Consider the following 23,992-nt stretch of genomic DNA (forward strand, 5'->3'; position numbering starts at 1 on the left):
CGAAAAGCTATCGGGCCAGCGGATCGACCTGCAAGCGCGCCATCGCGTCGCCGACGGTGTGGAACGAGCCGGCGACGAGCGTCGTTCCCGCATCCTGCGCGGCGCGCGCGAGCGCGGCGTCGAAGTCCGTCACCAGCTCGGCGGACCAACCGCGCGACGCGGCGAAGCGCTGCGCTTCCGCGGGATCCCAAACACGGTTCGGCGGCGCGGTCGGCGCCGCCGTGAGCACGAGATGGTCGACCACCGGCGCGAGCTCGGTGAGGATCGCCGCCCAGTCCTTGTCGGCGAGCACCGCGACGAGCGCCGACAGCGGCCGCGGCAGCGACACCGTACGCAGCGTATCGGCCAGCACGCGCGCGCCGTCCGGGTTGTGCGCCACGTCGAACACCCAGCGTCCCACGCGCTGGAAGCGGCCCGGCAGCCGCACCGCGCCGAGCGCGCGTGCCGCGTCGTCCAGTGGCAGGCGCCACGCATCGCCCGCCGCATCGAGCATGGTGAGTGCGACGAGCGTGTTCGCCGCCTGGAAGCGGCCGAGCAGCGGCGTCGCGAGCGCGCCGCGCCCGAGCGCCCCATCGATCGTGAAGCGCGTCCCGTCCGGCGTGACGGCCACGTCGGACAGCGTCGTCTCGTCGGCGATCACGCGCACGGGAGCAGCGCCCACGGCTTCGCCGAGCGCGGCGAGCGTGTGCCGGATGGTGGCGTCGCGCTCGCCGACGACCGCCGGTCGTCCCGCCTTGAACACGCCGGCCTTCTCGCGCGCGATCGCGTCGAGCGTGTCGCCGAGCAGCTCCGTGTGATCGAGCCCGATCGACGTGACGGCCGACACGAGCGGCTGCACGACGTTGGTCGAATCGAGACGGCCGCCGAGCCCCGTCTCCGCCACCACGACGTCGGCGCCGGCGCGCGCGAAGTGGTCGAACGCCATCGCCGTCGTGAACTCGAAGAACGTGGATCCGATGCGCTCCGCGTTCGCCGTGTGCGCGTGCACGAACGCCACGACCTCGTCCTCGGTGATCGGCCGGTCGTCGACCACGATGCGCTCGCGGAAGTCGACGAGGTGCGGCGACGTGTAGCGGCCCGCGCGCAGCCCCCGCGCGCGCAGCAGCGCGTCGAGCGTCGCCACCGTGCTCCCCTTCCCGTTCGTGCCGGCGACGTGCAGCACGGGCAACGCGAGATGCGGGTCGCCGAGCGTGGCGAGCAGCGCCCGCGTCCGCTCCAGACCGTAGCGGCTGCCCCCGGTGGTGCGCGCGAACAGGTGCTCCAGCGCTGCCCGGTAGGCGCCCGTCGCGTGTGGCGCGACGGCGGCGAGCTGCCCGGCGCTCAGGACGCTGCGGCCCCGACGGCGGCGGGCCGCCCCAACATGTGCCGGAGCAGCTTCTCCAGCGTCCCCTTCAGCTCGCGGCGGTGCACCACGTCGTCGAGCATGCCGTGGTCGAGGAGGAACTCCGCCGTCTGGAATCCCTCGGGGAGATCCTGCCCCAGCGTCTGCTTGATGACGCGCGGTCCCGCGAAGCCGATCACGGCGCCCGGCTCGGCCAGGATGATGTCGCCCAGCATCGCGTAGCTGGCGCTCACGCCGCCCGTGGTGGGGTTCGTGAGGATCGACACGTACGGCACGCGTCGCTCGGCCAGCTGCGACAGCACGGCGGACGCCTTCGCCATCTGCATGAGCGAGAGCACCCCCTCCTGCATGCGCGCGCCGCCCGACGCCGAGATGAGGATGAGCGGGTGCTTCTTCTCGAGCGAGCGCTGTCCCGCGCGGGCGATCTTCTCGCCGACCACGGAGCCCATCGAGCCGCCCATGAACGCGAAGTCCATCACCCCGAGGTTCGCCGGGATGCCGCCGATCGACCCGGAGGCGGTGATGATCGCGTCGCCGTCGCCCGCGTTCGTGTTCGCCTTCTTCAGGCGCTGCGGGTACTCGGGGAAGCCGAGCGGGTCCACGGAGCGGACGTCGTCGTCGGTCTCCTCCCAGTTCTCGTCCAGGAGGATGTTGACGTACTCGATGGCCCGGACGCGGCGGTGGTACTCACAGACCGGGCAGACGTTCAGGTTCCGGACGAACTTCTCCCGGATGTCCGTGTGTCCGCACGCCTCGCACTTCTCCCAGGCATCGGGTGGGATCTCGAGACGCTCGCGCCGCGGGACGCGAGGCTTCTTGTCTTTCCGGAACCAGGCCATGGGGGTGAAATCTGTCGCCAGGCGGCCTCAGACGGCACCCCTGTGATCTAGATCGCCAAATGCTCGCCGCGACCCCTTCCCTCCGCGGAGAACCGCACCAGCGCCCCGATCGCCAGCCACGAGATCAGCATGAACGAGCCGCCGTAGGAGAAGAACGGCAGCGGGATGCCGGTGATCGGCATCAGGTTCAGCGTCATGCCCACGTTCACCATGACGTGGACGAACCAGCTCGCGGCCAGCCCGAACGCGGCGAGGGAGCTGAACGAGTCCGTGGCGCGCGACGCGATGCGCGTGCAGCGCAGCAGCAGCACGAGGAACAGCGCGAGCGCGATCGACACGCCGATGAACCCCATCTCCTCGCCCACGACGGCGAAGATGAAGTCGGTGTGCTGCGCGGGGAGGAACGCCAGCCGCTTCTGCGAGCCGAGCGTCCACCCCTTCCCGAACCACCCGCCCGAGCCGATCGCCACCTGCGACTGGATCACGTGGTAGCCCGACGCGCGCGGATCGTTCTGCGGATCGAGAAAGACGAGCAGGCGCCGCTGCTGGTACGGCTTCAGCTTGTCCCACACGAGCGGCGCGAGCACGCCCATGAACACGTTCGCCACGACGAGCGTCACACCCTCGGCCAGGTACGGCTTGTACCAGAACAGCAGCGCGAGCAGCAGGAGGAACCACGTCCCCCAGAACGTCGGACTGAACGAGAGCAGCAGGCTCACCACCGGGCTCGCGAGCAGCACGAGCATCGGCCACGGCACGCCGGCCCAGAACAGCATGGCGAACAGGATGCCGATGAGCACCATGCCGGAGCCGAGGTCCGGCTGCGCCATGATGAGCAGCCACGGCACGAACACGACCACCGCGGGCTTCCACAGGTCGAGCAGCGACTTCGGCTCCTCGCCGCGTTGCGCGAGCACGCGCGCGAGCATCAGCGCCGTGAGCGGCTTCGCGAGCTCCGCCGGCTGGCCGAGGCGGTGCCCGGCGATCGTGAGCCACCCCTTCATGCTCGCCGCGGTCCCGGCGCCGGAGCCGAACACCAGCGTCACCGCGAGCAGGAACAGCCCGAACAGGTAGCCGGGCCACGCGATCCATTCCAGCAGCCGCGTCGACGCGCGCGACACGGTGTACGCGCCGCCTAACGCGATGACGAACCACACGAGCTGCCGCTTCCACGCGCCGGCGACGAATGCGTTCATCACGCTCGGGTCGACCTGGCCCGCGGAGTACACCATCGCGATGCCGTAGACCGACAGCAGCAGCGCGCACACGACGAGCGGCCAGTCGGCCGCCTGCAGACGGTGCCTCATCCGCCGTTCGTGACCGCTTCGTCGACGGTCGCCTGCGCCTTGAGGTAGAAGCTGATCATCTGCGACGCGATGCGTGCCGAGACCGAGCCGTGGAAGGGCACCTTCTCCAGCATCACCGCGACCACGATGCGCGGCTTGTCCGCCGGCGCGAAGCCCGTGAACCACGCGTGGTTCAGCTCCTTGCCGGTGGCCGGATCGAACTGGCCGCTCTGCGCCGTGCCCGTCTTGCCCGCGATCGCCACGCCCTGGATCGCCGCGCCGGCCGCGGTCCCGCGCTCCGACACGACGCCGGCGAGCGCCTTACGGATGCCCGCGAGCTGGTCCGGCGGCAGGTTGTACACGCGCTGCCGCGGCGACTGCAGCCGCGCGATCGTCGGACGCGGCATGATGCCGTCGTTCGCGAGCGCGGCGTAGAAGCGCGCCATGTTGATCACCGTCTGCGCGTTCTCGCCCTGGCCGATCGACATGTTGATCGCCGTCGACGCGGGGACGAAGTTGCGCCCGTACTTCTTCCGGAAGTACTCGCGCGGGTCGGAGGGGAACAGCGGCCGCATCTCGCTCGGCAGGTCGATCCCCGTGCGGTCGTTCATGTGCAGGCGCAGCCCGCCCGCCACGAGCTCCGACAGCTGCAGCTTGAGGCCGAGCTGGTAGAAGTAGACGTCGCACGACTTCTCGATGGCCTGGGCGAGGTTCACGTTCCCGTGCCCTCGCTTGTCCCAGCAGCGCCAGTAGCCGCGGCCGAACGAGAAGCCGCCCGTGCACGGCTGGTCCATGTGCGTGTCGAGATTCACGAGCCCTTTCTCGAGCCCCGCGATGGCCGTGGCGAGCTTGAACGTCGACCCCGGCGCGTAGCGACCCTGGATCGCCTTGTTGTACAGCGGACGGCGCGGGTCGGTGTTCAGCGAGTCGTAGTACGCCTTCGGGATGCCGCCCGTGAAGCGATTCGGGTCGTAGCTCGGCGCGGACACGAGCGCGAGCACGCCGCCGGTCTGCGGATCGATCGCCACCGCGGCGCCCTGCAGCGTGTCGCCGAACAGCGACTGCGTGAGCTTCTGCAGATCGAGGTCGATGTTCGTGTACAGCGCAGGCGCGGCCTCCGGCTGCTGGTCGTCGCGCGGCGCCTCGCGCACCACGCGCCCGCGCGCGTCGACCTCCACGAACCGATAGCCCTCGCGGCCGCGCAGCACGTTCTCGTACTGCCGCTCCAGGCCGCCCTTCCCGATGCGCATGCCCGCCTTGTACGCGCTGAACTCCGGCTTCGTCAGCTCGGCCTCGGAGATCTCGCCCGTGTAGCCGATGATCGACGCGACGGACGGGCCGTCCGGGTACCAGCGCTTCGGCGTGCTCTGGATGATGAGGCTCGGGAACTCCGTGCGGTGCTCCTCGAGCACCGAGACCTGCGCGAAGTTCGCGTCGGCGAGAATGACGGCGGGCCGGTTGGGGGCGCGGTTGAAGCGGCGCACCGCGGTCGCGATGTCGTCGTCCGTGAACGGGATCACCGCGTTCAGGCGGCGCAGCGTCTCGCGCAGCGAGTCCGGGCTCGGCGACAGCACCGAGACCGTGTAGCCCGGGAGGTTCTCGGCGATGACCTTGCCGTTGCGGTCGTAGATGATCCCGCGCGGCGCGGGAAGCGGGACCTCCCGCAGCCGGTTCTCCTCGGACTGCATGACGTACTCGGCGTGGTGCAGCACCTGTGCGCGATAGAACGCGCTGCCGAGCAGGACGAACGACGCCACGAGGAGAACCCTGGCGCCCCGCGAGCGGCGGGCGATGTCGTTCGGATGGAAGCTCATCCCGGAGAGCGGCCCAGCAGTGGCCGCAGCAACAGCAATAGGAGCACGCCGGACAGCGCGGTCACCGTCGCGGCGAGCGGGGACCAGAGCAGCAGCTGCATCACCAGCTCGGGACCCTGCAGGCGCCGCTCTGATACCAGGTACAACGCATCGAAGGTCCACTTGCCGACGAAGAAGAACATCGCGCTGAGCGCGATGTTGTCGGCGAAGAACACCGCCTTCAGCCACGACGCCAGATACGCGACGACGCTCATGCCGAGCGCCCCACTCCCGAACGCGGACGGCGTCAGCGCATCGGACGCGAGCCCGATGATGAAGCCGAGCACCGCGGCCAGCCCGGGGCGCATGCGTACCGCCACGAGCAGCACCGCGATCACCAGGAAGTCGATCGGCGCGCGCCAGCCGAGCAGCGGGCGCAGCGTGTAGTGCAGCAGCACGAGCGCGACGAACGCGAGCGCGACCCGCAGACCGGCGCCGAAGCTCACAGGTGGGCCCCGGGCACGGGTACCGTGGGCCGCGGCACCGTGGGCCGCGGCACGGTGGGCCTGGCGGTGCGGCCCGCGGTGTCCGCGGTCGCCGGCCGTGGCGCCGGCGTCGTCGACGTGGGCGTGGTGGTCGTCGTCGGGCGCGGCGGCGCCGCCGAGGGCGCGGCGGCGGCCGGGCGCGGCGCGGCCGACGGCGGAGTCGCGGCGGGCGTCGTCTGCGGCGGCACCGGGCGCGGCGCGGCGGCCGAGTCGGCGCGCGCCTGCTCACGACCGAGCGAGTCGAGCGCGGCCCGTCGGGCGGCCATCTCCTGCTCGGCCGCGACCCGGGCGAGCGAGTCGCCGCCGGCCGCGATCGCGCGGGCCGCCGAGTCGGCCGAGGCCTGGCTCATCCAGATCGTCGTCACGCCCTCGTCCGACCGCTTCTTCAGCAGCATGAAGACCGGGCCGAGGTTCGCGAGCGACGCCGCCGGCTGCAGCAGGTACGTCCGCGCCCACTTCTCCGGCGTCGAGACCTCGCGGATGACCGTACCGACCGGGATGCCGCGCGGATAGGTGCCGCCGAGCCCCGAGCTGATGATGAGCTGTCCCGCCTTCAGCGGGGAGCGGAACGGCACGCCGCGCATCTCCAGCAGGCCGAGCTCCTTGCCCGAGCCGAGCCGCGCCTGCACCACCCCGAACGCCGAGTCGTTCGGCGTCGTCGCGCTCACGCGGAAGTCCGGATGCGCGTACGAGATCGCGATCGACGACGAGGCGTCGGCCGTCTGCACCATGCCGACCAGCCCGTCGGCGTTGATGACCGGCGTGAACGGCTGGATGCCGGCCCGCGACCCCGCCGTGACGCTGAACGTCTGCAGGATCTGCCGCGACACGAGGTCGCTCTCGAGCTGCGCCGGCGTCGCCTCGGCGGCCACGAAACCCCAGCTCAGCCGCGATCCGAGGGAGAGCGTTTTCCGGAGCCGCTCGTTCTCGCTCCGCACGGCCGAGTACTCGATCTGGAGCCGCGTGATCTGCGCGAGCCGATCCATCCGCTCGTCGTACGAGACGAACGCCGCGCGCATCAGCTCGGCCCGTCGCTGCAGCTCGGCGAACGGTGCGACGATCGTCCGCCGGAGGGCAGCCGCGGAGCGATCGCGCAGCTGCACCGGCAGGAACAGCAGGATGAGCGACCCCAGGAAGCAGGTACCGAGCAGCGCGTTGTCGATGACGCTGCCTACGCGCGAAGCTCTCGTCGCCATCGCGGCCTCAGGTCGTCAGGACCGACCAGTACTTCTCCTCGTCGTCCAAGATACGGCCGGTACCGCGGACCACGCAGGTGAGGGGGTCGTCGTCGACGTGGATCGGCAGCCCGGTCTCCTGGCTCAGCATCATGTCGAGCCCGCGGATCAGCGCCCCGCCGCCGGTCATCACGATGCCGCGGTCCACGATGTCCGACGCGAGCTCCGGGGGCGTGATCTCGAGCGCGCGGCGCACGGCGTCGACGATCTGCTGGATCGGCTCCTGGATCGCCTCGCGGATCTCGCTCGAGTGCACGCGCACCGTCTTCGGGATGCCCGAGACGAGGTCGCGCCCCTTCACCTCCATCTCCCGCTCGTCGCCGGTCGGGTAGGCCGAGCCGATCGTGATCTTGATCTGCTCCGCCGTCGGCTCGCCGATGAGGAGGTTGTAGTTCTTGCGCATGAACTGCACGATCGAGATGTCGAGCTCGTCGCCGCCCGTGCGGATCGACGTGTCGCTCACGATGCCGCTCAGCGCGATGACGGCGATCTCCGTGGTGCCGCCGCCGATGTCGATCACCATGTTGCCGGTCGGACTCTCCACCGGCAGCCCGACGCCGATCGCCGCGGCCATCGGCTCGGAGACCATGAAGACCTCCTTCGCGCCGGCGCCCATCGCGGAGTCGCGCACCGCGCGCTTCTCCACCTCGGTGATCCCCGACGGCACGCACACGATTACGCGCGGCTTCACCTTGAAGACGTGCTTGTCGATGACGAGCGTGAGGAAGTAGCGGAGCATCTTCTCCGTGACGTCGAAGTCGGCGATCACGCCATCCTTCAGCGGCCGGACGGCGATGATGCCTTCGGGCGTGCGGCCGAGCATGCGCTTCGCCTCGAGGCCGACGCCCTTCATCTTCTTTGTCTCGCGATCGATCGCGACGACCGACGGCTCGTTCAGGACGATCCCTTCGCCCTTGACGTAGATCAGCGTGTTCGCGGTGCCGAGGTCGACGGCGATCGCATTCGCGGGGAACAGCGACCCCGCCTTCGTGAAAGGCCAGCGCATCTGTCTCAGTAGGTCGGACTCGGCGAACGTACGAGGCTCAGCGAGTCGAGTCGCGGGGAGGTCCGCCGGCGCGAAGTCTAGCCGGCAGATAGTGCCCATTCAAGCAGAAGTCTGCGTCCTGCCTACACCTACGACCATCTCCCGAACGCGTCACATCACTCTCGGCCGTCGGTCTCGAACGTTGCGCCGCTGCGTCGCGGCGACTGAAAAAAAAGTGCGCGTGGGCCTCGTCGCGCCCACGCGCACACTCGCCGGCCCACCGTGCGAGGCGCCGCGCGTCGCAGGCGCGCCGCCGTGCAGGTTCGGGGCCGCGCCGTGCGGCCCGTCGCCGGTTCTCCCGTCAGCGAGCGAGCGCCGGCTCGCCGAGCATCTCTGACGGATCCGTGTACTCCAGACCGAAGGCGTCGGCTACCCCGGGGTACGTCACCCGGCCGTCCACCGCGTTGAGCCCCTTCAGCAGCGCCGGGTTCTCGCGCAGTGCGCGGCGCCATCCCTTGTTCGCGAGCTGCAGCGCGTAGGGCAGCGTGGCGTTGGTCAGCGCGAGCGTCGACGTACGCGGCACACCGCCCGGCATGTTCGCCACGCCGTAGTGGATCACGCCGTCGATGACGTACGTCGGGTTCTCGTGCGTCGTCGCGTGGATCGTCTCGATGCAGCCGCCCTGGTCCACCGCGACGTCCACGATCACGGCGCCCGGGTGCATCTTCTTGATGTCCTCGCGGCGCACGAGCTTCGGCGCCTTCGCGCCGGGAATGAGGACCGCACCCACCACCAGGTCCGCCGTCGAGATCTGCTCGAGGATGTTCTGCCGGTTCGAGTAGATCAGCTGCACGTTCGCCGGCATCACGTCGGATAGGTAGCGCAGGCGGTCGAGGTTCACGTCGAGCACCACGACCTTGGCGCCCATGCCGGCCGCCATCTTCGCGGCGTTGATGCCGACGATGCCCCCGCCGAGGATCACGACCTTGGCCGGTGGCACGCCCGGCACGCCGCCGAGCAGCACGCCGCGGCCGCCGTACAGCTTCTCGAGGTACTTCGCCCCCTCCTGCACTGCCATGCGACCGGCGACCTCGGACATCGGCGTGAGGAGCGGCAGCTCGCCCGTGGGCAGCTCCACCGTCTCGTACGCGATGCACGTCGCGCCGCTCTCGAGGTGCGCGCGCGTCAGCCGCTCGTCGGCGGCGAAGTGAAAGTACGTGAAGACCGTCTGCCCGGCGCGCATGCGCTTCCATTCGGGCTCGATCGGCTCCTTCACCTTCATGATCATGTCGGCCGCGGCCCACACCGCGTCCGCGTCGGGCGCGATCTCCACGCCGACCGCCGTGTAGTCCGCGTCGGTGAAGCCGCTGCCGTCGCCGGCGCCGGTCTCCACGATCACGCGGTGCCCGTTCGCGACGAGCGCCTCGGCGCCGGCCGGCACGAGGGCCACGCGATTCTCGTTCGTCTTGATCTCCTTCGGAACGCCGATGAGCATGGCTCGGAAGGTTCGTTGAGAGTGATGGTCGCGCTCAGCCGACGGCTTTGGGGCCGAGGCTGAGCACCGTCTGCTGCTCGGGGGCGAAGAACGCCGCGCACACGTCGCGCACGTCCTCCGGGTTGATTCGTTCCACGAGCGCGAGCGCGTCGTCGAGCGTGCGGAACGGCTCGCCGAACAGCTCCACGCCCGCGGCGCGGTACATCCGGTTCGTCACGCTCTCGAGCGACAGCGTGATCTGGCCCTTCAGCTGTCGCTTCCCCGCCTCGAGCTCCTCGTCGGGCAGCGACTCGCTCGCGAGCCGCGCGAGCTCCTCGCGCACCGAGTCGGCCGCGCGCCGCGCCGTCTCCGGCGCGGACGCGACGTACACGCCGTGCAGCCCGGTGTCGACGTGGAAGCTCTGGAACGTGTGGACGGCGTACGCGAGCCCCTGCTCCTCGCGCACCTTCTGGAACAGCCGCGAGCTCATGCCGCCGCCGAGCAGCATGCTCACGAGCGACAGCGCGTAGCGTCGCGGATCGGCGTGGGGCACCGTCGTCGAGCCGAACACGACGTGCGTCTGCGTCAGCTCGCGATCCGGCTCGTGGCGGTACGCCGGCGCCTGCGGCGTCGGCGGACACGTCGCGAGCGGCGTGGCGTCGCGTCGCGGCTCGCGGTCCCACCCGGAGCGCACGAGCGACTCGACGAGCCGGTCGTGCTCCACGCGCCCGGCCGCCGCGACCACCACGCGCCCCGGATGATACGCGCGCTCGTGCAGCGCGCGCAGCTCCGCGGTGCCTAACGCGCCGACCGTCTCGCGCGTGCCGAGGATCGCGTGGCCGTACGGGTGCGATCCCCACAGCAGCTCGTTGTGCAGCTCGAACACGAGGTCGTCGGGGGTGTCCTCCACCATCCCGATCTCCTCGATCACGACGTTGCGCTCGAGCGCGAGGTCGGCGTCACGGAGCAGCGGCCGGAACACGAGGTCCGCGATGACGTCGGTCGCCACGTCGAGATGCTCGTCGAGCACGCGCGCCTGGTACGACGTGTACTCGCGCGTCGTGTACGCGTCGAGCGACCCGCCTAACGTCTCCACCTCGAGCGAGAGCTGGCGCGCGGTGCGCGTCGGCGTGCCCTTGAACACCATGTGCTCGAGCAGGTGCGAGACGCCCATGCGCTCGCGCGGCTCGTGAATCGATCCCGCCTGCACGAAGGCCCCGAACGCAACCGACCGCACGCCCGGAATCTCTTCCGAGAGCACGGTCAGTCCGTTGTCGAGCGTCGTGCGGCGGAGCCCCGCCACGTCGAAGCCGACGGGCGGGGTCACCAGGGACGGCGCCACGCCGTCAGCGCTCGCCGCGGTCGTCGCGAGAGCCGCGTCGCGGGCCGCTGCGCGGACGACGCCCCGAGCCGCCACCGGCCGCTGCGCCCTCCTCGCGGGGCGCGCGCTCGGCGCGCTCCTCGCCGCCGTTGCTCTCCGCGCGCGGCGGCCGCTCCGAGCGCTCCCCGCGCGGACGATCGCCGTTGCCCTCGGCCGGCGCCTCGGGCGCGCCTTCCGGCTTCGGCTCGAGCGCCTTCATGGAGAGACGCAGACGCCCACGCTCGTCGCGGTCGATGAGCTTCACCTTCACGCGGTCGCCCTTCTTCACCACGTCCTCGGTCTTCTCGACACGCGCGTGGCGCATCTCGGAGATGTGGAGCAGCGCCTCGGTGCCCGGCATGATCTCGACGAACGCGCCGAACGCCGTCGTGCTCTTCACCGTCCCCTCGTACGTCTCGCCGACGATCGGCTCGGCGGTGATGGCCATGACCATCTGCCGCGCGCGCTCCATCGACTCGCCGCCGACGGCGGCGATCGTGACCGTGCCGGTGTCGTCGACGGTGATCTCGGCGCCCGTCTCGTCCTGGATGCCGCGAATCGTCTTGCCCTTCGGGCCGATCAGGTCCCCGATCTTCTCGGGGCTGATCTGCACCGTCACGATGCGCGGCGCGTACGGCGAGAGCTCCGTGCGCGGCGTGCCTAACGCCTTCTCCATCTCGCCGAGGATGTGCAGGCGGCCGGCCTTCGCCTGCGCCAGCGCCTCGGTCATGATGCGCAGGTCGAGCCCCTCGATCTTGATGTCCATCTGGATCGAGGTGATGCCGTTGCGCGTCCCGGCGACCTTGAAGTCCATGTCGCCGAGGTGGTCCTCGGTGCCGAGGATGTCGGTGAGGATGGCGTACTTCTCACCCTCCTTGATGAGCCCCATCGCCACGCCGGCGACGGCGGCCTGCATCGGCACGCCGGCGTCGAACAGCGCGAGCGAGCCGCCGCACACCGACGCCATCGACGAGGAGCCGTTCGACTCGAGCACATCGGACACGATGCGGACCGTGTACGGGAACTCCTCGAACGGCGGCAGCACGCCCTGCAGCGCGCGCTCGGCCAGATTGCCATGACCGATCTCGCGGCGGCTCGTGCCGCGCACCGGACGCACCTCCCCCGTGGAGAACGGCGGGAAGTTGTAATGGAGCATGAACGTCTTCTCGGTCTCGCCCGCGTCGTCGATCGAGTCGAGGCGCTGCACGTCCTGCGCGGTGCCTAACGTGACCGCGACGAGCGCCTGCGTCTGACCGCGCGTGAACAGCGCCGAGCCGTGGGCGCGCGGCAGCACCTTCGTGTCGATCGAGATCGGCCGCACCTCGGTGGGCTTGCGGCCGTCCACGCGCAGGCCGGTGGAGAGCACCTGGCCGCGCAGCGCGTTGTACTCGATGTCGCCGAGGATCGAGCCGAAGTCCTTGCTGTTGTCCGGGAACTCCGGCAGCAGCTGCTCCTTCACGGCCTTCTTCACGTCCTCGACCGCCTGCACGCGCGTGTGCTTCTCCGGCTGGTTGATCGCCTCGGCGATCTTCCCCTCGGCGAGCTCCTTCACGCGGGCGCTGACGTTCTCCGGGACCTCGGCCTTCGTCCACGTCATCTTCGCGACGCGGCCGGCCTTGTCGAGCAGCTCCTGCTGCATCGCGATGAGCTCCCGCACGCCGCCGTGCGCGACCTGCAGCGCGTTGACGACGTCCTCCTCGCTCACCTCGAGCGCCCCGCCCTCGACCATCACGATCGAGTCCTGCGACCCGGCGACGACGAGCTCCAGATCACTGTACTGGAGCTGCTGGAACGTCGGGTTGAGGACCCAGTTCTCCTGCACGCGGCCGACGCGCACGCCGGCGATCGGGCCGAGGAACGGGATCTTCGACGCGTTCAGCGCGTACGACGCGGCGACGAGCGCCAGCACGTCCGCGTCGTTCTCCTGGTCCGCCGAGATGACGTAGATGAAGACCTGGACCTCGTTCTTGAACCCCTCCGGGAAGAGCGGGCGGATCGAGCGGTCGATGATGCGGGCGGAGAGGATCTCGGCGTCGTGCGGCCGGCCCTCGCGCTTGATGAAGCCGCCCGGGATCTTGCCGGCGGCGTAGCTCTTCTCGCGGTACTCGACCGTGAGCGGGAAGAACGGCAGCGGACTCTGAGTGTCGCTGACCGTCACGGCGGCGAGCACCATCGTGTCGCCGAACTGGACGAGGGCCGACCCGGCGGCCTGCTTCGCCATGCGGCCCGTCTCGATGACGAGCTTACGGCCGGCGAACGTGCGTTCCACGCGTTGCGTCATGTTGCTTTCGTGCCTCGAGGAAACACAAAACGCGCGGGCGTCATGCCCGCGCGATTGCGCCCGATGGTCGGGTTAGTGGCGGAGCCCCAGCTCCGAAACAAGCTGCCGGTATTCGTCGACGTTCTCGCGCTTGAGATAGTCGAGCAGGCGCCGACGCTTGCCGACCATCTTGAGGAGCCCCAGCCGCCCGTGATGGTCCTTGGCGTGAGTCCGGAAGTGCTCCGTCAGATAGTTGATGCGCTCCGTGAGGACGGCGATCTGCACCCGCGGCGATCCACTATCCGTCTCGTGGCGCTGGTACTTCGTGATGGTCGGTGCCTTTTCGAAAGCCATGGGTTATATTCTCCGCACGTCCAGTGCGCCAATCGCGCAATCGGTGTAAGCACACAAACTTACCTCATGTCGGCTGGACTGTAAAGGCGTCCCGCACGCTCCCATCGGGGCCGCCGTCACCCTCCGCCGCCCCCGTGCCTGAGCACTCGACGGAGCTCCCCGCGGACCAGTCCGCGGGCCACCTGATCGGACGCTACGTGGTACGCCGCCGGCTCGGCGCCGGTGGGTTCGCGCGGGTGTATTGCGCGTGGGATCCGGACCTCGAGATCGAGGTCGCCATCAAGATCCCCAAGCCGCAGCTCGCCGACGACGCGGAAGCGCTCGAGCGGTTCCGCCGCGAGGCCACCACCGCGGCGCGCCTGCGGCATCCCAACGTCGTCACCGTCCTCACCGTCGGGCGGCTCGAGGAGCCGTTCGACGGCGCCCCGGCCGGTACGCCGTTCCTCGTGATGGACTTCCTCCCCGAGGCGCTGAGCGGGCGGCTGGCCGCCACGCCGGTGCTGCCGGAGCCCGAATGGCTTCGCATCGGCGAGGAGGTGGCCCGCGGGCTCGCCTACGCCCACGCCCAGGGCGTCGTGCACCGCGACGTGAAGCCGGACAACATCCTGTTCGGCCGGCACGGCGAGGCCGTCGTCACCGACTTCGGCATCGCGCGCGCCGTCAGCGAGCGGCTCGCGCCGACCAGTCGCTCCATCGTCGTCGGCACGCCGGAGTACTTCTCCCCCGAGCAGGCCCGCGGCCTCCCGCTCGACGGCCGCACCGACGTCTACGCCCTCGGCGTCACGCTCTACCGCATGGCCGTCGGCGCCCTGCCGTTCGAGGGCGACGACTGGTACGCGATCATGCGCCAGCACGTCGAGGACGCGCCCCGTCCGCCACGCGAGCTCAACCCCGCCATCACCCCGGCGGCGGAGCAGGTCATCCTCCGCACCCTGGCGAAGCGGCCCGAGGATCGTTTCCAGACGGCGGCGGAGCTCGCGGCGAGCCTCGCCGCCGTCGCGCATCCGTCCCACGGCCTCGCCATGGGCGACGGGGCCACGGTGGACCTCGGCCTGTCGCCGATCTCGCCGGTGTCCGGACGTCCGCGGCTCGTCCAGCGCAGCCGGCGCCGCACCGTGGCGCTCGTCGCCGGCGTGATCGTCGTCGCGGCGGTCGCCGGCGTGTCCGCGGCCGTCGCCCTCGCGCGCCGCGACCAGCTGACGCCGGCGCCGGCGGTCGATCGGGTCACGCTCGACACCGCGCCCGTCACCGCGCCGCCGCCCGCGCCCGTCGACAGCGCCCCGTCGCAGGTGCAGCTGCCCGAGTCGCTCCCGAAGGCGGTGCCGACCGTCGCGCGCGGGGGCCTGCGCGTGAGCGCGCCCCCCGAGGCACGCGTCTACGTCGACACGCGATTCGTCGCGTTCGGAAGCTGGCAGGCGGACACGCTGACGGCCGGTCGACACGAGGTGCGGGCGGTGCTCTCCGGCGCCACCGACTGCGCGTCGGCCACGAAGTCCACGGTGGTGACCGTGGCGCGTCGGGAGTCGAAGTCCGTGCACCTCGCGCCCGCGCCGTGCGGCTCGCTGGGCCTGGCCGTGACGCCGCTCCCGGCGACGTACAAGCTGTCCGACGACGGCGATCGCGTGCTGTACGAGGGGAGCCTGCCGCTCGCCCGCCCGCTCACGCTGCCCGAAGGCGACTACCACCTGGTCGTGACCGCGCGCTACTGCGCCGCGTACGACGACCACGTGCACGTGCAGTCGGGCGGCACGCAGACGCTGCCGATCAAACTGATCTGCACGGGCTGAGGTGACGGACTCAGAGGCCGCGAATCACCAGCGCGGTCCCCGCGCCCAGCACGCCGCCCGTGAACACGCCCCACCAGAACGCGCGCTGCGCCAGCGGGCGGCGGCGCGGCGCGTCGAGCAGCGCCACGTGCGTCGCCGTCACGCGCGCCGTCTGGCCGGTGATGAGCGCCGTCGCCGTGTCGGCCACCCGCGTCTGCACGACGAACCGCGCGACGAGCGCATCTCGGCGGCGCGGATCGACCGCCACGCCGACGTCGCCGCCGCGCACCCACGGCGTGCCGGCCACGATGAACTTGAACGTGCTGTCGCCGGCGTCGATGATCTCGAAGCGCCGCGCTCCGGCGGGGTCGCGCACCGCGGTCACGTGCGGTGGCGCACACGCGCAGCCGACCACCGCGATGAGGTAGGCGAGACGTCGCATCGCGTTCGGCTCAGCGGCGGAAGATGTCGCCGAGGAGCCGCGACAGGTCGTTCCACATCACGGTCACGAACAGCAGCGCGATCGCCACGAGCCCGGCACGCAGGATGTACTCGCGCGTGCGCACGCTGAACGCGCTGCCCTTGATCGCCTCCAGCACGTTGATGAGCACCTGTCCGCCGTCGAGCACCGGGATCGGCAGCAGGTTCAGCACGGCGATGTTGATGCTGAGGAACGCGACGAGCGCGAGCAGCGGCTCGAGCCCGCCCTTTGCCGCGGCGACGGACGTGCGCGCGATGGCGATCGGTCCGCCGAGGTTCGAGACGGCGACGCGCCCCGCGAACAGGCCGCGCACGACGCCGACGACGGCGCCCGCGGAGTACCACGTCGCCCGCCACCCGTCGCCGAGCGCGTCGCCGAAGCCGACGTGCTCGCGCATCTCGCGTGCGCGCGGCGCGATGCCGACGCGTCCCACCGTGCGGCGCTCCTGCGTGATCTCGTCCGTCACCTGCTGCGCGCGCGTCGAGACGGAGAGGTGCATCGGCGTCCCGGCGCGCACGATCGCGAAGTCCACCGTGCTGTTAGGCAGCTGCGACACGCGCTCGAGCAGGTCGCCCCACGTGCGCACCGGCGCGCCGTTCACCGCGATGATGCTGTCGCCGCGCGCGAGGCCGGCGACCGCCGCCGGCTGCCCCGGCAGCACGGAGTCGATGACCGCGGGGAGATACGGTCGGCCGTACGCCGCGACGTTCGCGGTGTTCATCACGATCGCGAGCAGCGCATTCATCGTCACGCCGGCGAGCAGGATCAGCAGCCGCGCAGGGAGCGACTTCGACTCGAACCAGCGGTGCTCGGGCACCGGGTGCGGGCCGAACGGCGCGAGCGCGTCGGGGTCCCAGTCCTTGCGCAGCCGCGGATCGCCGACGTGGTCGTCCACCGCGCGCCCCGCGGCGTTCGCTCCCGTCGTCGGCACCGCGTCCGACGGGTGCTCGCCGCCGCCCTCGATGAACGCCATCGACTCGTCCTCGCGGGACGCCATGCGCACGTAGCCGCCGAGCGGCAGCGCGGCGAGCACGTACTCGGTCTCGCCGAAGCGCTTGCGCAGCAGGGCCGGCCCGAAGCCGATCGAGAACCGCGGCGCGTAGACGCCAACCGCCTTCGCCGCGAGGAAGTGCCCGAGCTCGTGCACGAACACGACGAGCCCGAAGACGATGATCGGAGCGAGTAAGGTCAGCATGCGAAGCGGTCGGTGACGTGGCGTCGGGCCCCCGCGTCGGCGGCGAGGAGCGCGTCGCGCGAGCCGGCGGGCGCGCCGCCGAGCGCGGCGAGCGCGCTCTCGATCGCGCGTGGAATGTCGAGCAGCCCGATGCGGCCCTCCAGGAAGAGCGCCACGGCGCACTCGTTCGCGGCGTTGAACACCGCCGGTGCCGCGCCGCCCGCGCGTCCTGCCTCGACGCCGAGCCGCAGCGCGGGGAACGCGTCGTGGCGCACGCGCTCGAACGTGAGTGGCCCCAGCTCCACCGGGTCGAACGGTGGTACACCGGCATCCGGCACGCGTTCGGGGTGCGTGAGCGCGTACAGCACGGGCAGCTCCATGCTCGGCACGCCCATCTGCGCGAGCACGCTCCCGTCGACGAACTCGACGAACGAGTGCACGACGCTCTGCGGGTGCACGACGACCTCGATGCGGTCGTACGGCAGGCCGAACAGGAAATGCGCCTCGATCACCTCGAGCGCCTTGTTCGCGAGCGTGGCGCTGTCGACGGTGATCTTGCGCCCCATGCTCCACGTGGGATGCTGCAGCGCGTCGGCGAGCGTGGCCCGCTCCAGCTTCTCGCGCGGCCACGTGCGGAACGGCCCGCCCGACGCGGTGAGCACGATGCGCCGGACCTCCTGCCCCGGACGGCCCGCGATGCACTGCAGGATGGCCGAGTGCTCGCTGTCCACGGGCACGATCTCGCCGCCGCCCGCGCACGCTGCCTGGTGCGCGAGTTCGCCGGCGACGACGAGCGTCTCCTTGTTCGCGAGCGCGACGCGCTTGCCGGCGCGCAGCGCGGCCAGCGTCGCGTCGAGCCCCGCCGCGCCGACCACGGCGTTCAGCACGATGTCCGCGTCGTCGCGCGTCGCCGCTTCCACGAGACACGCGGGTCCGGTGCACCAGCCCGCGTCGTCGGCGCCGCCGTTAGGCGTCACGAGCCCCACGAACGACGGCCCGAAGCGGTCGGCCTGCGCGCGCAGCAGCGCGGCGTTGCCGTACGCGGTGAGCGCCGCGACGCGAAAGCGATCCTCCTGCCGCGCCAGCACGCGGAGCGCCGTGGTCCCGATGGATCCCGTGCTCCCGAGGATCGCGACGCCGCGCACGCCCGTCACCGTCCCGCTCCCGGCGCCGGCAGCACGAGCCAGCCGAGCAGCAGGTAGCTCACCGGCAGCACGAAGAACAGGCTGTCGAAGCGGTCCAGGATGCCGCCGTGTCCCGGCAGCAGGTGCGAGCTGTCCTTCACGCCCGCCTCGCGCTTGAGCAGCGACTCCGCGAGATCGCCGATCTGCGCGGCGACGCTGATGACGAGACCGAACGCCGCCGCCCACCACGGCGCCATCGCGAGCTGCGCGTACGGTCGCAGCACGAAGCGCTCGTACAGCAGCGCGACGAGCACCGTGGCGACGAGCGCGCCTAACGCTCCCTCGACGGTCTTGCCCGGGCTCACGCTCGGGATCAGCTTGCGCCGCCCGATCATCCGACCCACCGCGTACGCGCCGATGTCGCTCGCCCACGTCAGCAGCACGGGGAGCATGATGACCGCGGTCCCCGCGGCGCGTCCGACGGCGTAGTCGTGGTAGCGCAGCGCGTAGCCGTAGCACAGCGGCACGGCCACGTACAGCACGCCGAAGACGGTAGCCGCCGTCGCGCCTAACGGCTTGCCGGTCACGCCGCGCCGCCAGATGGCCGCCGCGAGCACGCCGAGCGCGAACAGCACGCCGACGACCGTCGGCGTCGTGAACACGGCGCGATAGTGCGCGTGCACGAGCAGCGGGAGGATCGCCGCGGCGACGATGCCCGCACCGGCGAGCGGCTGCGTGCCTCCCGCAGCCGCGATGCGATAGAACTCCCACGCGCCGAGCGCGGCGACGATGCCGAGCAGCGTGGCCAGCGCGGCGTCGCCGAACCAGACGACGGCGATCGCGAGCGGAGCCGCGACCACCGCGAACGCGATCCGGCGCGCGAGCTCGCTCACGGCGCCCGCCCGGAGGGGCTCAGGCCGAGACGCGGCCGAAGCGCCGCTCCCGCCCCTGGAACGCGAGGACGGCCTCGTACAGCTCACGCCGACCGAAGTCGGGCCACAGCACGTCCGAGATGTAGAGCTCCGTGTACGCGATCTGCCACAGCAGGAAGTTCGACACGCGCAGCTCGCCGGACGTGCGGATCAGCAGATCCGGATCGGGGCAGTCCGCCGTGTACAGGCGCGCCGCGATCGCTTCCTCGTCGATGTCGTCCGGCGACATCCGCCCCTCGGCGACGTCGCGCGCGAGCAGCCGGGCCGCGCGCACGATCTCCGCGCGGCTGCCGTACGAGATGAACAGGTTGAGCGTGAGACGGTCGTTGTGCGCCGTGTCGCGAATGACGCGGTCGACCGCCGCCGCGGCGGCCGGCGTCAGGCGCTCGAGGTCCCCGAGCACGCGCACGCGCACGCCCTTCTCGCGGAGTTCGTCCACTTCGCGTGCGATGTACTCCTCGAGCAGCGACATGAGCGCGCCCACCTCGGTGGCCGGCCGCTGCCAGTTCTCCTGCGAGAACGCGAACAGCGAGAGCCACTCCACGCCGAGCGCCAGCGCGCCCTTCACCACCGCCCGCACGGACTGCATGCCCGAGCGATGGCCTAACGGACGCGGGAGCAGGCGCTCGCGCGCCCACCGCCCGTTCCCGTCCATGATGATCGCCACGTGGCGCGGGATCGCGCCGTGTACGCGGATCCTGGCCAGCAGCTCGTCGGCGTGCTTCTCGGGGGACACGGGGCGTCAGTCCCTCAGACTTCCATGATCTCGGCTTCCTTCGCCTTCAGCAGCGCCTCGACCTTGGCGATGTAGTCGTCGTGCAGCTTCTGCAGGTCCTTCTCGGCGTGCTTCTTGTCGTCCTCGGACACGCCGTCGAGCTTCTTCAGCCGGTCGCGCGCATCGGTGCGCGCATGGCGGATCGCGACGCGCCCTTCCTCGGCGAGCTTGTGCACGACCTTCACGAGCTCCTTGCGCCGCTGCTCGTTCAGCGCCGGCAGCGGCACCCGGATCACGCCGCCCATGTTCGACGGCTCGAGTCCGAGGTCGCTTTCGCGGATCGCCTTCTCGATCACCTTCGCCTGCCCCTTGTCGTACGGCGTCACGATGATGAGGCGCGGCTCCGGCGCGGCGACGCTCGCGACCTGGTTGAGCGCCATGCTCTGGCCGTACACGTCCACGCGCACGACGTCGAGCATGTTCGCCGACGCCTTGCCGGCGCGGATGGAGCCGAACTCGCGCTTCGCGAGCTCCAGCCCCTTCTCCATTCCCGTCTTACCCTGCTGGAGGAGATCCTTGATCGTGGCCATGGCGAGCGGGTTCGTTCAGCTGACGAGGGTGCCGACACGCTCGCCGCGCACGGCGCGGAGAACGGCACCCGGTTGATTGATGTTCAGCACGATGAGCGGCAGCGTGTTCTCCTTGCACAGCGTGATCGCCGTGTGGTCCATCACGCGCAGCTCCTCGAGCATGACGTCCCGATAGCTGATCGTCGGGTAGAACTTGGCGTTCGGATCCTTCTTCGGATCGGCCGAGTAGATGCCGTCGACGCTCGTCGCCTTGATGATGACGTCGGCCTGGATCTGGATCGCGCGCAGCACCGCGGCCGTGTCCGTCGAAAAGTACGGATTCCCCGTACCGGCGGCAAAGATGACGATCCGGTTGTTGTCGAGATGCGCGAGCGCGCGTCGCCGGATGTAGGGCTCCGCGAGCTCCTCCATCCGGATCGCCGTCATGACGCGCGTGTCGAGGCCGCGCTTCTCGAGCACGTCCTGCAGCGCGAGCGCGTTGATCACCGTGCCGAGCATGCCCATGTAGTCGGCGCCGACGCGGTCCATCCCCATGCTCGCGAGCTGCGCGCCGCGCACGATGTTGCCGCCGCCGATCACGAGGCCCACCTCGGCGCCGGTCTCGACGACCTCCTCGATCTGCTCGGCGAAGAACGTGAGTCGACTCGGGTCCAGGCCGAAGCGCTGCTCTCCGGCGAGCGCTTCGCCGGAGAGCTTCAGCAGGACGCGGGGATAGCGCAGCGCTTCCCCACCGTCCAACCGTTGGGCGTCCACTTCCGCGGTCGACGCCACGGCGCGGTTACTCCGCGCCGAGCTGGAAGCGGGCGAACCGCTTCACGGTGGCGTTGGCCTTCTTCACGAGATCGCCGACGACGACCTTCGGATCGCGCACCCACACCTGGTGCGTGAGCGCGACGTCCTTGTAGAACGCCTGGATCTTCCCCTCGACGATCTTCTCGATCATCGCCTCGGGCTTCCCCTCGGCGCGCACCTGCTCGACGAAGATCGCGCGTTCGCGGTCGATGACGTCCTGCGGGACGCTCTCCTTGTCGACGCCCACCGGCGCGGCGGCCGCGATGTGCTCGGCGAGCTGCTTCGCGAGCGACACGAGCTCCTCGCGGCGCGACGCCGCGTCGGGTGCGTCGACCTCGACGAGCACGCCGATCTTGCCGTTGAAGTGCACGTACGAGCCGACGACGCCGCTCTTCGCCTGGAAGCGCGCGGCCTTGCGCAGCGACACGGCCTCGCCCGTCTTGCCGGCGACGCCCTTCACGTACTCCTCGGTGCTGCCGCTGCCGTCGTGCGCGGGCGCGGCGAGCAGCGACGCGGCGTCCGTCGTCGCGGTGGTGTTCAGCGCGTGCTGCGCGAGCGTGCGCACGAGCGACTGGAACTCCTCGTTGCGCGCGACGAAGTCGGTCTCGGTGTTCACCTCGACCATCGCGCCCGTCGTGGCGTCGTCGCTGATCGCGACCGCGACCGCGCCCTCGGACGCCGTGCGACCGGTGCGCTTCTCGGCCTTCGCGATGCCCTTCTTGCGCAGCAGGTCGACCGCGGCGCTCATGTCGCCACCCGACTCCTCGAGCGCCTTCTTGCAATCCATCATGCCGGCGCCAGTCCGCTGGCGCAGCTCCGAAACGTCCTTCGCGGTGATCGTCGCCATCGTGCTTTTTTCTATGTTCGTGAGAACGCCGCCGGCGCACGGCCGGCGGCGTATGAAGCTAGCCTCTCGGTTGGGGCGAAACTACCGCCGAGGTCACTCGGCCGTTTCGTCTCCGCCCTCGGTTCCGGCGCCGACACTCTCGCCGCCCTCTGCACCCTCCGCGCCGGGCTTGAGCCGCGCCGCGATCGCATCCGGACGGGCCCGACGGCGACGCGGCCGGCGCTTGCGATCGCCGCCCTCGCCACCCTGGCCGCCCTGGCCACCACCGCCGCCCTGACCGCGGCCGCCACGCTCGCCACCCGGAGCCGGCTCGGCGCCGCGGTCGGACGAGTACGTGTACGACTCCGACTCCTCCTCCTCCTGACGCTGCGGCGCCGACAGACGCGCCTCGGCGATCGTGTCGGCGATCGCGTGCGTGATCAGCTCCACCGAGCGGATCGCGTCGTCGTTGCCGGCGATCGGCACACTGATGAGATCCGGGTCCGCATTCGTGTCGACGATCGCGACGACCGGGATGCCCAGCTTGTTGGCCTCGTCGACCGAGATGCGCTCCTTCTTCGAGTCGACGATGAACAGGAGGCCCGGCAGGCGGCCCATGTTCTTGATGCCCGACAGGTTCTTCGAGAGCTTGTCGCGCTGCCGGGACATCAGCAGCTGCTCCTTCTTCGTGTAGTTCTCGAACTCGCCGCCGGCCTCGGAGCCCGCCTCGAGCTCCTTCAGCTTGCGCACCTGCTTCTTGACGGTGGCGAAGTTCGTGAGCAGGCCGCCGAGCCAGCGCTCGGTCACGTAGTGCGCGCCGGCACGCTCCGCCTCCGCGCGCACGATCGACGCGAGCTGGCGCTTCGTGCAGACGAACAGGACGTTCTCGCCGCGCGAGACGACCTCACGAATGAGCTTCTGCGCCAGCTCGAGCTGACGGAGCGTCTTCTGGAGGTCGATGATGTGAATGCCGTTGCGCTCGGCGAAGATGAACCGGCGCATCTTGGGATTCCACCGGCGCGTCTGGTGGCCGAAGTGGACTCCCGCGGCGAGAAGCTGCTCGAGGTTGGGCGTGGTCATTGGTACGTGGTACCTGCGTTGGTTGGGTCGTCCGTCGCCGTCCCCGTCGCTCGTGACCCCGGCGTTCGCCAGGGCACCCACGAGCGACTCGGGCGACGTGCGTGATGCGAATGCGATTAACGCTTCGAGAACTGGAAGCGCTTGCGGGCCTTCGGGCGGCCCGGCTTCTTGCGCTCGACCGCGCGGGCGTCGCGGGTGAGCAGGCCGAGCTCACGGAGCCGGCGACGATACGTCTCGTCCGACTTCACGAGCGCGCGGGCGATCGCGAGGCGCAGCGCCCCGGCCTGGCCGGTGCTGCCGCCGCCGTCGATGTTCGCCTGCACGTCCCACTTACCGAGGTTGTCGGTCGAGCTGAACGGCAGCTGGATCGACGAGACGAGCGCCGGACGCGGGAAGTAGTCCCCGATCGTGCGCCCGTTGATCTCCCACTTGCCCGAGCCGGGCTTGAGGTAGACGCGGCAGACCGCCTCCTTGCGGCGGCCCACGGCGTGAAGCGTGTCGGCCATGGGTTACTTCGCCTCGTTCTTGGAGATGGAGAGCGGCGTCGGCTGCTGCGCGACGTGCGGATGCTCGGCGCCGGCGTAGACGCGGAGCTTGCGGCGGATGGAGTTGCGGGCCAGCCCGTTCTTCGGGAGCATGCCGAAGACCGCCTTCTCGATCACCTGCTCGGGGTGCTTCGCGAGCATGGACGCGAACGGAATCTTCCGGTCGTGGCCCATGTAGCCGGTGTGCTTGAAGTAGGTCTTCTGCTCGGCCTTGCGCCCCGTCACCCGGACCTTGCTGGCGTTGATCACGATGACGTGATCGCCGGTGTCGATGTGGGGCGTGAAGATCGGCTTGTGCTTGCCGCGGAGGACCTTGGCGACCTCCGAGGCGAGACGCCCGAGGACCATCCCCTCGGCGTCGACGACGAACCACTTCGGCTCGACGTCGGCGGGCGTCGCGGAATACGTTGCTCGCATGTGGTGGGAACGAAACGAAGGTGCTGCGCCTCACCGGTGCGTCATGCAACCCGGGTCTCGGCCGCCCCGCAGGGCGT

General features: G+C 70.6%; 22 protein-coding genes and 1 pseudogene. 1 reads left to right on the forward strand and 22 read right to left on the reverse strand.

Features of this window, described 5'->3' with window-relative positions; translation table 11 throughout:
• Positions 1–7: 7 nt before the first annotated feature.
• From J421_RS17070 to rpsO, 11 genes are all read right to left on the reverse strand, one after another.
• Positions 8–1,324 carry a bifunctional folylpolyglutamate synthase/dihydrofolate synthase gene (locus J421_RS17070; protein ID WP_104022737.1) on the reverse strand — a complete coding sequence of 439 codons (1,317 nt, stop codon included), beginning with the start codon at positions 1,322–1,324 and terminating at the stop codon, positions 8–10.
• The gene (gene accD, locus J421_RS17075) at positions 1,321–2,181 is read right to left on the reverse strand and encodes an acetyl-CoA carboxylase, carboxyltransferase subunit beta (protein WP_025412392.1); all 861 of its coding nucleotides are present in this window, start codon (positions 2,179–2,181) and stop codon (positions 1,321–1,323) included. Before accD ends, J421_RS17070 begins: the two co-directional genes overlap by 4 nt.
• 47 nt (positions 2,182–2,228) lie before the next feature.
• Positions 2,229–3,488 (reverse strand): rod shape-determining protein RodA, encoded by a 1,260-nt coding sequence (gene rodA / locus J421_RS17080; protein WP_025412393.1) that lies wholly within the window; start codon positions 3,486–3,488, stop codon positions 2,229–2,231.
• A complete protein-coding gene (mrdA, locus tag J421_RS17085; protein ID WP_025412394.1) occupies positions 3,485–5,281 on the reverse strand; it encodes a penicillin-binding protein 2 in 1,797 nt (598 codons plus the stop codon). The genes rodA and mrdA overlap by 4 nt, the downstream gene beginning before the upstream one ends.
• Complete coding sequence (gene mreD, locus J421_RS17090) at positions 5,278–5,766, reverse strand: rod shape-determining protein MreD (RefSeq protein ID WP_025412395.1); 489 nt, start codon at positions 5,764–5,766, stop codon at positions 5,278–5,280. The genes mrdA and mreD overlap by 4 nt, the downstream gene beginning before the upstream one ends.
• Positions 5,763–7,001, reverse strand: coding sequence for a rod shape-determining protein MreC (gene mreC / locus J421_RS17095; protein ID WP_025412396.1), 1,239 nt, complete (start codon positions 6,999–7,001; stop codon positions 5,763–5,765). The genes mreD and mreC overlap by 4 nt, the downstream gene beginning before the upstream one ends.
• 7 nt (positions 7,002–7,008) lie before the next feature.
• Positions 7,009–8,046 carry a rod shape-determining protein gene (locus J421_RS17100; protein WP_025412397.1) on the reverse strand — a complete coding sequence of 346 codons (1,038 nt, stop codon included), beginning with the start codon at positions 8,044–8,046 and terminating at the stop codon, positions 7,009–7,011.
• Between the two features lie 340 nt (positions 8,047–8,386).
• Positions 8,387–9,520 carry an alanine dehydrogenase gene (gene ald / locus J421_RS17105; protein WP_025412398.1) on the reverse strand — a complete coding sequence of 378 codons (1,134 nt, stop codon included), beginning with the start codon at positions 9,518–9,520 and terminating at the stop codon, positions 8,387–8,389.
• Between the two features lie 34 nt (positions 9,521–9,554).
• Entirely contained in the window at positions 9,555–10,826 is a 1,272-nt protein-coding gene (locus J421_RS17110) for a M16 family metallopeptidase (RefSeq protein ID WP_158508822.1), read from the reverse strand.
• Between the two features lie 19 nt (positions 10,827–10,845).
• Complete coding sequence (locus tag J421_RS17115) at positions 10,846–13,140, reverse strand: polyribonucleotide nucleotidyltransferase (RefSeq protein ID WP_025412400.1); 2,295 nt, start codon at positions 13,138–13,140, stop codon at positions 10,846–10,848.
• A gap of 72 nt (positions 13,141–13,212) precedes the next feature.
• On the reverse strand, positions 13,213–13,473 hold the full coding sequence (gene rpsO / locus J421_RS17120) for a 30S ribosomal protein S15 (protein ID WP_025412401.1): 261 nt from the start codon (positions 13,471–13,473) through the stop codon (positions 13,213–13,215).
• A gap of 134 nt (positions 13,474–13,607) precedes the next feature.
• Between rpsO and J421_RS17125 the strand changes: the two genes are divergently transcribed.
• Positions 13,608–15,260: a serine/threonine-protein kinase gene (locus tag J421_RS17125; protein ID WP_025412402.1), complete on the forward strand. Its 1,653-nt coding sequence runs from the start codon at positions 13,608–13,610 to the stop codon at positions 15,258–15,260.
• Between the two features lie 10 nt (positions 15,261–15,270).
• Here the strand turns inward: J421_RS17125 and J421_RS17130 are convergent, their stop codons facing one another.
• From J421_RS17130 to rplM, 11 genes and pseudogenes are all read right to left on the reverse strand, one after another.
• Positions 15,271–15,681, reverse strand: a complete 411-nt coding sequence (locus tag J421_RS17130) for a hypothetical protein (protein ID WP_025412403.1) — start codon at positions 15,679–15,681, stop codon at positions 15,271–15,273.
• Between the two features lie 10 nt (positions 15,682–15,691).
• Entirely contained in the window at positions 15,692–16,915 is a 1,224-nt protein-coding gene (gene rseP, locus J421_RS17135; protein ID WP_025412404.1) for an RIP metalloprotease RseP, read from the reverse strand.
• Positions 16,909–18,039, reverse strand: a complete 1,131-nt coding sequence (dxr, locus tag J421_RS17140; protein ID WP_025412405.1) for a 1-deoxy-D-xylulose-5-phosphate reductoisomerase — start codon at positions 18,037–18,039, stop codon at positions 16,909–16,911. Before dxr ends, rseP begins: the two co-directional genes overlap by 7 nt.
• Before the next feature lie 5 nt (positions 18,040–18,044).
• On the reverse strand, positions 18,045–18,911 hold the full coding sequence (locus tag J421_RS17145; RefSeq protein ID WP_025412406.1) for a phosphatidate cytidylyltransferase: 867 nt from the start codon (positions 18,909–18,911) through the stop codon (positions 18,045–18,047).
• A 19-nt stretch (positions 18,912–18,930) separates the two neighbouring features.
• Entirely contained in the window at positions 18,931–19,686 is a 756-nt protein-coding gene (uppS, locus tag J421_RS17150; protein WP_025412407.1) for an undecaprenyl pyrophosphate synthase, read from the reverse strand.
• A gap of 14 nt (positions 19,687–19,700) precedes the next feature.
• A complete protein-coding gene (gene frr, locus J421_RS17155) occupies positions 19,701–20,255 on the reverse strand; it encodes a ribosome recycling factor (RefSeq protein WP_104022740.1) in 555 nt (184 codons plus the stop codon).
• A 15-nt stretch (positions 20,256–20,270) separates the two neighbouring features.
• Positions 20,271–21,026 carry a UMP kinase gene (gene pyrH / locus J421_RS17160; protein ID WP_236646264.1) on the reverse strand — a complete coding sequence of 252 codons (756 nt, stop codon included), beginning with the start codon at positions 21,024–21,026 and terminating at the stop codon, positions 20,271–20,273.
• Positions 21,027–21,033: 7 nt separating this feature from the next.
• Positions 21,034–21,894, reverse strand: a complete 861-nt coding sequence (gene tsf / locus J421_RS17165) for a translation elongation factor Ts (protein ID WP_104022741.1) — start codon at positions 21,892–21,894, stop codon at positions 21,034–21,036.
• 309 nt (positions 21,895–22,203) lie between these two features.
• A pseudogene (gene rpsB, locus J421_RS17170) lies at positions 22,204–22,953 on the reverse strand (30S ribosomal protein S2); the annotation flags it as partial.
• Positions 22,954–23,069: 116 nt separating this feature from the next.
• Entirely contained in the window at positions 23,070–23,459 is a 390-nt protein-coding gene (rpsI, locus tag J421_RS33660; protein ID WP_025412411.1) for a 30S ribosomal protein S9, read from the reverse strand.
• A 3-nt stretch (positions 23,460–23,462) separates the two neighbouring features.
• Entirely contained in the window at positions 23,463–23,915 is a 453-nt protein-coding gene (gene rplM, locus J421_RS33665) for a 50S ribosomal protein L13 (protein ID WP_025412412.1), read from the reverse strand.
• Between the last annotated feature and the right edge of the window lie 77 nt (positions 23,916–23,992).

Origin of the sequence: Gemmatirosa kalamazoonensis (assembly GCF_000522985.1) — a bacterium.
GTDB classification, from domain to species: Bacteria; Gemmatimonadota; Gemmatimonadetes; order Gemmatimonadales; family Gemmatimonadaceae; genus Gemmatirosa; species Gemmatirosa kalamazoonensis.

What these genes read in the sequence shown, in the direction of transcription:
- rodA (WP_025412393.1), bottom strand. Translation starts at nt 3,488, where the DNA reads ATGAGGCACCGTCTGCAGGCGGCCGACTGGCCGCTCGTCGTGTGCGCG.
- J421_RS17115 (WP_025412400.1), bottom strand. Translation starts at nt 13,140, where the DNA reads ATGACGCAACGCGTGGAACGCACGTTCGCCGGCCGTAAGCTCGTCATC.
- frr (WP_104022740.1), bottom strand. Translation starts at nt 20,255, where the DNA reads ATGGCCACGATCAAGGATCTCCTCCAGCAGGGTAAGACGGGAATGGAG.
- rpsI (WP_025412411.1), bottom strand. Translation starts at nt 23,459, where the DNA reads ATGGCCGACACGCTTCACGCCGTGGGCCGCCGCAAGGAGGCGGTCTGC.
- mreC (WP_025412396.1), bottom strand. Translation starts at nt 7,001, where the DNA reads ATGGCGACGAGAGCTTCGCGCGTAGGCAGCGTCATCGACAACGCGCTG.
- accD (WP_025412392.1), bottom strand. Translation starts at nt 2,181, where the DNA reads ATGGCCTGGTTCCGGAAAGACAAGAAGCCTCGCGTCCCGCGGCGCGAG.
- rpsO (WP_025412401.1), bottom strand. Translation starts at nt 13,473, where the DNA reads ATGGCTTTCGAAAAGGCACCGACCATCACGAAGTACCAGCGCCACGAG.
- mrdA (WP_025412394.1), bottom strand. Translation starts at nt 5,281, where the DNA reads ATGAGCTTCCATCCGAACGACATCGCCCGCCGCTCGCGGGGCGCCAGG.
- ald (WP_025412398.1), bottom strand. Translation starts at nt 9,520, where the DNA reads ATGCTCATCGGCGTTCCGAAGGAGATCAAGACGAACGAGAATCGCGTG.
- tsf (WP_104022741.1), bottom strand. Translation starts at nt 21,894, where the DNA reads ATGGCGACGATCACCGCGAAGGACGTTTCGGAGCTGCGCCAGCGGACT.
- rplM (WP_025412412.1), bottom strand. Translation starts at nt 23,915, where the DNA reads ATGCGAGCAACGTATTCCGCGACGCCCGCCGACGTCGAGCCGAAGTGG.
- J421_RS17130 (WP_025412403.1), bottom strand. Translation starts at nt 15,681, where the DNA reads ATGCGACGTCTCGCCTACCTCATCGCGGTGGTCGGCTGCGCGTGTGCG.
- rseP (WP_025412404.1), bottom strand. Translation starts at nt 16,915, where the DNA reads ATGCTGACCTTACTCGCTCCGATCATCGTCTTCGGGCTCGTCGTGTTC.
- J421_RS17100 (WP_025412397.1), bottom strand. Translation starts at nt 8,046, where the DNA reads ATGCGCTGGCCTTTCACGAAGGCGGGGTCGCTGTTCCCCGCGAATGCG.